The organism is Collinsella sp. SGI.184, assembly GCF_050313415.1.
GTDB lineage: Bacteria > Actinomycetota > Coriobacteriia > Coriobacteriales > Coriobacteriaceae > Collinsella.
In genome coordinates, this window is the sequence record NZ_JBNPLJ010000031.1 from 1 (window position 1) to 6,610 (window position 6,610).

A 6,610-nucleotide genomic window follows, 5' to 3' on the forward strand; every position below is an offset into this window, starting at 1 on the left:
ACCGTTTATCGCGTATAGCTACCGTTTGCGGAGTAAGTAACACTTAGTAATAAACCGTGTAAAATCTCAGTTAAGAACGGAGTTTTCCAGGGAGACGCTGTCCTTTGTTTTGTGCAAGGGACGGCGTCTCTTTGGCGCTTGGAGACCGTTCTGTAGCAGGACGGCGGACGTGCGTCACATATTAAAAAGTCAACGTCGAGATGGGTCGTGATAAGAATGGGCAAGTACGTAATCGTGGTTGAATCTGGTTCGGATGTGACGCCAGAGCTCTGCGAACGCTACGGCATCGTGCGTGTGCCCATGCATGTCACGATTGGTGACGAGACCGTCGAGGACGGCTCGATCGATCCGCTCGAGATCTATTCGCGCTGCAACGAGTTTGGCGTGATGCCCAAGACCAGCGGCTGCGCGCCGGCAGATTTCTCTCGCGTGTACGACCGCATTCACGCCGAGCAGCCCGACGCGACCATTTTGCATCTTGCGTATTCCGAGGCCACGACCTGTTCGCATCAGTCCTCGAAGATCGCGGCAGAGGGGCGCGACTACGTGTTCTCCATGGACACGCGTTTTGTCTCGGTGGGCCAGTCGCTTGTTGTCGTCGAGACCGCCAAATACATCGAGGCTCATCCCGATGCCACCGTCGACGAGATCTTTGCTTTTACGAACTCCGTTATGGACCGCGTGTTGCTGGGCTTTGTTCCTACCGACCTTGCCTTCCTTAAGGCGGGCGGTCGCTTGTCCAACGTGGCGTTCCTAGGTGCCCATCTGCTCAAGATTAAGCCCTGCATTGAGGTAACGGGTGGCAAGTTTGTGGCGACCAAGAAGTTCCGCGGCTCTATGCTCAAGTGCGCCCGCGCCTTTATTGACCACATGGTTGCGAAGGGCGAAATTGACTACTCGCACATTGGCCTGGCGTATTCGGTAGGCCTTTCCGAGGAGCTGCGCGACGACATGGAAGTCTATGCGCACGACCTGGGCTTTAAGGACGTTACCTGGACTCAGGTCGGCGGCGTCATCTCGAGCCATTGCGGCCCGACCGCCTTCGGCGCGGTGCTCACGCTCAAGGCGTAACGCCTGGCGTCTATCGATTTCTATTGCCTCGGCGGCGGGCGGGTTGCGACAACCTTCCCGCCGCTTTTGCATGGGGCCAAATAGGACAATCCAATTGACCGCTAAACCGTTTCGCCATCAAGCATATAGGCTAGAATGACTCTGGTATTTATGTAGCTAAAACCAATGAGAGGCAAGGTAGCGGGAATGGCTGAGATGAAGCTCGAGGGTATGGACGCTCGTCCTGAGGACTCCGCGTTTGCCCTGGGCCGCGTACATTCGATCGAGACGATGGGAACGGTCGATGGACCCGGCATCCGCTTTGTGGTGTTTGTTCAGGGCTGCCCCATGCGCTGTGCGTATTGCCACAACCCCGATACCTGGTCGGTTAACGGCGGCACCATGGTGACCGTCGAGCACCTGATAGACGAGTTCCAGAGCAACCATGAGTTTTACCGCAGCGGTGGTATTACGGTATCCGGCGGCGAGCCGCTCCTGCAGCCTGAGTTTTTGGCCGACCTGTTCCGCGCAATGCACAACAACCCCGATGGTCGCGTACATACCTGCTTGGATAGTTGCGGCTATGCGTTCGACCCCACGCATCCCGAGAAGTTCGATGCCGTACTCAACGAGACCGATATGGTGCTGCTCGACATTAAACACGCCGATCCCGTCGAGCATAAAAAGCTGACCGGTTGCGATCCTGCACGCATCCTGGCGTTTGGCGATGAGCTGGCGCGTCGCAGAATCAAGGTCGTTATCCGTCACGTGGTAGTACCGGGCATTACCGACACGGCAGAGGAGTGCGAGGCACTCGGTCGTCTGATTGCCCCGTGGCATAACGTGGTGGGCCTGGAAATGCTGCCGTATCACACGATGGGCGTCGTCAAGTATGAGCAGCTGGGGATTCCCTATAAGCTCGAGGGCGTTCCACAGATGGATACCGCGCGCATGCCCGAGCTGCGCAACGCCGTCATGACGGGCATGAAAAAGCGCCGCGCGGAACTCAAAAACGCTATCGGCTAGGGGTAGCTCATTTGGGGCCGGTAGGGTGGAGAAGTAGCTAAAAGAGCCCCGTCCTAAAAAGACTGCTCTCTGGGTTGCGGTGAGATGCGCAACAGAATCGTGCCATTTGGATAAATACGCTTGTGGTTTCTTTAAAGACACCTTAAACGCTTCTGAATATCTTTGGAAAGAAATGCCTGCTCGGTATTATGCTGCTCGTATATGAACGGGAGCAGCCAGGAGACCACGTGCGAAACGACGCATCGCGGGACGAGCATGTGCCGCAGCATAGCAGCAGATATGAGACGAAGGGCACGTCTTCGCGTGGCCTTGCCGACGCTCGCATCCGCGTGACGAAGATTGCCGCCATGGGGATGCTAACGTTGGCGGTTATTATCCTCGGAATTACCGCTAAAACCTACGCGTCGGAGCGAACGGCACACTCAGATGCGTCAACGGTACAGACGCAAAACAAAAAGGTCTCTAAATCTAAAGCCACCGCAAGTCAAACCCTGTCGACAGCGAGCCTCAAGACGAGGCTTTCGAAGGCGGACTTTAACGATATTCCCTCAGGCGATACCGTGCAGACCTTCTCACTGGTTGATGACCAGATCCCCGCCCTGGAGGATGAGAGCCTCGCCGCGCTCCAAGATACCCTTGATCAGGCCCAGGAATTGGGCGACGTGGGCGTGGTGTTTTACAATCTGTCGAGCGGCAAGGGCGTGACGTATAACGCGGACGCCGAGGTGTACGGTGCGAGCAGCTACAAGGCGCTCTATGTACTCTACGTCTGCGAGTTACTGGTCGAGACAGGGCAAGTATCGCTCGATGATGCTCTGGGCACCTATGGCGGCTACAGTATGGGCTGGCTGACGGTTCGCGACCTGATCGAGACCTCGGTCGTCAACTCGGATAACGACTCGTTTGTCGCGTTGCGTGCAACGTTTGATCAAGATGGCTACGAGGATTGGATTGCCGCACTCGGCGTCGAAGACGAGGTCGCGCTCGATCCAATGAGCGATTTCCCCACCTATTGCCCGCGCACCTCGGCCAAGTTGTGGCGCGAGATGAGCGAGTATTTGAGCCGCGAGAGCGAGACGTCGCAATGGCTGTCGGGCCTTCTGGCCTCTACGACCCGGTCCTTTATCCGTGACGGCATTGCGGACGACCATGCCATGGTGTGTAACAAGGCCGGTTGGATCAGCGAGGCAGGTTGCAATGCGACGTGCGATGCTGGCCTCATCGATGTCGATGGCGACACCTACATTATGAGCATCATGACGTCGATGCCGTGGAGTGACCGTTCGAGTGAGGCCGTGGCCGCCATCGCCAAGGCGCTCTACGATACCCGCGCTGCGCTGGCCTAACGGCTTCGTATTGCGCGGTTGAGTCAAAATGCTGGTACCATACCGTGGATAAACAGTTTTCACAGGTTTGGGGGATGGTATGCCTACCATCGCAATCATCGGTGCGCTCGAAAAAGAGGTTGCGCAGATTAAAGAAGAACTGAACGGTGCCCATGTGTCGCAAGAGGCAGGCTTGAGCGTTGTAAGCGGCGAGCTCAACGGTCTGTCAGTGGTCGCCACGACCGCTGGCATGGGAACCGTAAACGCCGCCGGTGCAACACAGCATCTCATCAGCAAATATGCTCCGCAGGCCGTTGTGTTTTCGGGTATTGCGGGTGGCTTAAACTCCAAACTCCATATCAATGACGTGGTTATTGGCAAGTGCCTGCGCTATCTGGATACCGACACGGCGCTCATCGCCGAGTCGGCGCCGGAGCTTGAGGAGTTTGCCTCGACACCGGCTCTGGTTGACATCGCCACCACCGTGCTTGCCGAACATGGGTTTATCGATGCTTACGCTTCTGATTCCGCTGCGGAGAAGGACCATAAACAGTTCCTGGTTGGCACTATCGCTACAGGCGACCGCTTTGTAACGGGCGACGCCATGCGCACCGCCGCCATCGAGGCGACGCATGCCGATTGCGTTGAGATGGAAGGTGCTGCGATTGCCCATATTGCAGCCAAGAACGGTGTCGATTGTCTGGTGCTGCGTGCTATCAGCGATAATTGTGACGAGGCATATGACGCGTTTTGCGAGCGAGAGTTCGATTTGGACGAGTACGCCCGCACCGCGAGCGGCATTACACTCGATATCGTCCGCTGCATCGCCGCTGCGTAATCGTGCATCCCTATTGTAAGAACCTACGACCAAGGAGTATCCATGGCCGATTCCATTAACTACCAGCTTGCCAAGTTCGTCGCCAGCTACGGCAAGGTTTCGCAGATCCCCGAGTCCACCTGTCCCGAGGTGAGCTTTGTGGGCCGCTCCAATGTGGGCAAGTCGTCCATCATGAACAAGCTCTTTGGCCGCAAGAACCTGGTCAAGGTTTCGAGCACGCCGGGCAAGACGAGCAATATCAATTTCTTCGAGGCCGACGACGTGCACTTTGTGGACCTGCCGGGTTACGGTTTCGCCCGTCGTTCCAAGGCCGAGCGCGACCGCTGGGCCGAGCTCATCGGCGACTTCTTCGACTCCGAGCGCAGCTTTAACCTGGTTGTGTCGCTGGTGGACATTCGCCATGACCCCAGCAAGCTCGACCATGACATGATCGACTACCTGCAGGGCAACGAGTTCAACTTTATCGTCTGCCTCACCAAGGCCGACAAACTCAGCCGCACCCAGCAGGCACGCCAAGCGGCAGCCATCAAAAAGCAACTCAACGTCCCGGCCGAAAACGTAATCATCACAAGCTCCCAGACCGGCACCGGCATCGACGAGCTCAAGCGCCGCATTGCCGAGGCCTGCCTCTAGTAGGGGCTCTTGGCAGACAATAGTTTGCATCTATCTATATCACCCCAGTGATAGTTGTTGGTACACTATCACTGGGGTGATATTTTTGTTTGGAGGTCGATATGGAGCTTTGGCACGGGTCGGAGGTTGTTGTCGAACGTCCGTCGTTGGATAAATGCAGACAATTCAATGACTATGGGCGCGGGTTTTATTGCACGTCACATGAGGAAATGGCGATGGAATGGGCATGCCGGACCGAGTCTGATGGCGTTGCCAATCGATATGAGCTTGATTTAGATGGCCTTTCGGTCTTGGATTTGGAGTCTGGGGAGTTTTCAATCCTCAATTGGCTTGCAATTCTGGCGAATAACAGAGAGTTCAATGTTTCGACGCCATTGGCGCGTGAAGGGCTTCGCTATCTACTTGATAACTGCTTAATTGATACATCTCCTTATGACGTTATTCGAGGCTATCGTGCTGACGACTCCTATTTTTCGTTTGCAAGACAGTTTGTCAGCGGCATGATATCGCTCAGACAGCTGCAACGTATCATGTGCTTGGGTGATTTGGGTATCCAATATGCCCTTATGAGCGAGCGCGCATTTTCGATGATTAGATTCTGCGATTGGAAGCGGGCTTCGGGGTCTGAGTTTTATCCCAAGCGTTTTGAGCGAGAGCAGAATGCTCGACGCAAATACTTGGATACGGTCAATGGGTTCGATTCCGAAGGTATCGACATTAGGGATTTAATGGCAGGGAGGGTTGATTTAAATGATCCAAGAGTTAACAGATCGTGGACCGAGTAGGACATATCCCGTCTACTACCTTGAGGACGCAATGAACAACCTCGGCGACTGCTTCGACTATGCCGTCAATGACTATGGAGCAGAAGGATCTGAAGTTGCTGAACTCTTTTGCCTGAGCGGGGTTGCTCGCGAGTTTGAGCGCGGCAACGCATGGGTAGTGTCGGGAAAATCGGGTGTTGAGCTGTTCGCGCTTATCGCTGAAAGGTCGGGCTATCAAAACAGGTCTATACCGGACTGCACCTATCGATTTGAGAAGACGCCGGAATATTGGGCGGGCTGGATGCTGGCATACCTGCAGTGGCGCCTAGGAGAGTCTTTCGAAGATTTGCTGCATGTCGTTCCATTTGATGTGCTGCGCAGTCTGTATTACCCCTGGCACGAAGCCTCGGAGGAACGAGTGGCTCGCCTCGTCTGCGATATGGCGAAAAAAGCGTCCAGGCAAACCAAACTTGCGTTAGCAAGAAAGAAGCTTAAGAAAACCCAACAAGACCTAGCATACGAATCGGGTGTGTCACTCCGCTCAATCCAAATGTACGAGCAGCGCCAGAGAAACATCAATGAAGCTTCGGTAACAAGCGTAAGAGCCATAGCAAAAGCCCTCCACTGCAACATCGAAGACCTCCTAGAACCAGTCTTCGAATACAAGGAACCCAGTGCGGCGTAAACCAAGCACATAGTCGAAGCCTGTTGCTGGTAAGTGCTCCAGCCTAGCAAGAGCCCCTATCAATAAAGGGCCATAATTTCAGCCCGGCGCCCCTTCAAAGCGTGGGTCCCTATAGACATCGCTAGCCACGTTGCCATAGGGCCACCCGGGGGCATCCCCTTAAAAACATTCCGCAGCACGAGGCCCGCTTATCCGCAGCTCCGAAGGAGCGCAATATTAAATCAGCGAATGCGATTATCCTGTCGAGGTCGCGTAGGTCTCCTTGGGGCTTCCCCTGAAAACAATCCGC

At 55.2% G+C, this 6,610-nt stretch carries 7 protein-coding genes; all 7 read left to right on the forward strand.

The annotated features are described in order from the left end of the window. The first annotated feature begins 216 nt into the window (after positions 1–216). The 7 genes from ACQRAJ_RS08585 to ACQRAJ_RS08615 all read left to right on the forward strand — a co-directional run bounded on the left by ACQRAJ_RS08585 (position 217) and on the right by ACQRAJ_RS08615 (position 6,321). A complete protein-coding gene (locus ACQRAJ_RS08585) occupies positions 217–1,071 on the forward strand; it encodes a DegV family protein (protein WP_427748366.1) in 855 nt (284 codons plus the stop codon). A gap of 186 nt (positions 1,072–1,257) precedes the next feature. Next, positions 1,258–2,076 carry a pyruvate formate-lyase-activating protein gene (pflA, locus tag ACQRAJ_RS08590; RefSeq protein WP_427748367.1) on the forward strand — a complete coding sequence of 273 codons (819 nt, stop codon included), beginning with the start codon at positions 1,258–1,260 and terminating at the stop codon, positions 2,074–2,076. Between the two features lie 227 nt (positions 2,077–2,303). Beyond that, positions 2,304–3,422 (forward strand): serine hydrolase, encoded by a 1,119-nt coding sequence (locus ACQRAJ_RS08595; protein WP_427748368.1) that lies wholly within the window; start codon positions 2,304–2,306, stop codon positions 3,420–3,422. A 79-nt stretch (positions 3,423–3,501) separates the two neighbouring features. Beyond that, positions 3,502–4,239 (forward strand): 5'-methylthioadenosine/S-adenosylhomocysteine nucleosidase, encoded by a 738-nt coding sequence (gene mtnN, locus ACQRAJ_RS08600; protein WP_427748369.1) that lies wholly within the window; start codon positions 3,502–3,504, stop codon positions 4,237–4,239. 42 nt (positions 4,240–4,281) lie between these two features. Further along, positions 4,282–4,872, forward strand: coding sequence for a ribosome biogenesis GTP-binding protein YihA/YsxC (yihA, locus tag ACQRAJ_RS08605; RefSeq protein WP_055252447.1), 591 nt, complete (start codon positions 4,282–4,284; stop codon positions 4,870–4,872). A 101-nt stretch (positions 4,873–4,973) separates the two neighbouring features. Continuing rightward, complete coding sequence (locus ACQRAJ_RS08610; protein WP_427748370.1) at positions 4,974–5,657, forward strand: DUF3990 domain-containing protein; 684 nt, start codon at positions 4,974–4,976, stop codon at positions 5,655–5,657. Positions 5,658–5,688: 31 nt separating this feature from the next. Next, on the forward strand, positions 5,689–6,321 hold the full coding sequence (locus tag ACQRAJ_RS08615) for a helix-turn-helix transcriptional regulator (protein ID WP_427748371.1): 633 nt from the start codon (positions 5,689–5,691) through the stop codon (positions 6,319–6,321). Positions 6,322–6,610: the final 289 nt, after the last annotated feature.